Genomic DNA, 1,029 nt, shown 5'->3' with positions numbered 1-1,029 from the left:
GGTGCTCGGGCACGGTCTTGATGACCTGGCCCTTCACGAAGATCTGCCCCTTGCCGTTGCCCGACGCGACACCCAGGTCGGCCTCCCGCGCCTCGCCCGGCCCGTTCACCACGCAGCCCATCACGGCGACCCGCAGCGGCACCTCCATGCCCTCCAGACCGGCGGTGACCTGCTCGGCGAGCGTGTAGACGTCGACCTGCGCCCGACCGCACGACGGGCACGAGACGATCTCCAGCTTGCGCGGCCTCAGGTTCAGCGACTGCAGGATCTGGTGGCCGACCTTGACCTCCTCCACCGGCGGCGCCGACAGCGAGACCCGGATCGTGTCGCCGATCCCCTGGCGCAGCAGCGCGCCGAACGCCACCGCCGACTTGATCGTGCCCTGGAACGCCGGACCGGCCTCGGTCACGCCCAGGTGCAGCGGGTAGTCGCACTGCTCGGCGAGCAGTTCGTAGGCCCGCACCATCACCACGGGGTCGTTGTGCTTGACCGAGATCTTCAGGTCGTGGAAGTCGTGCTCGGCGAACAGCGACGCCTCCCACAGCGCCGACTCGGCCAGCGCCTCGGGCGTGGCCTTGCCGTACTTCGCCATCAACCTCGGGTCCAGCGACCCCGCGTTCACGCCGATGCGGATCGGCGTCCCGCGGTCGCGCGCCGCCGCGGCGATCTCGCGCACCTTGTCGTCGAACTTCTTGATGTTGCCCGGGTTCACCCGGACCGCCGCGCACCCCGCCTCGATCGCCGCGAACACGTACTTCGGCTGGAAGTGGATGTCCGCGATCACCGGGATCTGCGACTTGCGCGCGATCGCCGCCAACGCGTCCGCGTCGTCCTGGGACGGACAGGCCACCCGCACGATGTCGCAACCCGACGCCGTCAACTCCGCGATCTGCTGCAGGGTCGCGTTGACGTCCGCCGTCACCGTCGTCGTCATCGACTGCACCGACACCGGGAACTCGCTGCCCACACCCACCGACCCGACCATCAGCTGGCGGGTCTTGCGCCGTTCGGACAGCACGGGAGGCGGCA

General features: G+C 69.9%; 1 protein-coding gene. It reads right to left on the bottom strand.

Annotated elements, in window-relative coordinates; all coding sequences use genetic code 11:
• The coding region (gene ispG / locus AB0I60_RS37485) for a flavodoxin-dependent (E)-4-hydroxy-3-methylbut-2-enyl-diphosphate synthase (protein ID WP_360739027.1) at nucleotides 1-1,029 on the bottom strand (1,029 nt) is incomplete at both ends.

Origin of the sequence: Actinosynnema sp. NPDC050436 (assembly GCF_040655415.1) — a bacterium.
Classification (GTDB): Bacteria; Actinomycetota; Actinomycetes; order Mycobacteriales; family Pseudonocardiaceae; genus Actinosynnema.
The sequence above is the reverse complement of the archived record's forward strand: the minus strand, read 5'-3'. Positions and strand labels throughout refer to the sequence as shown.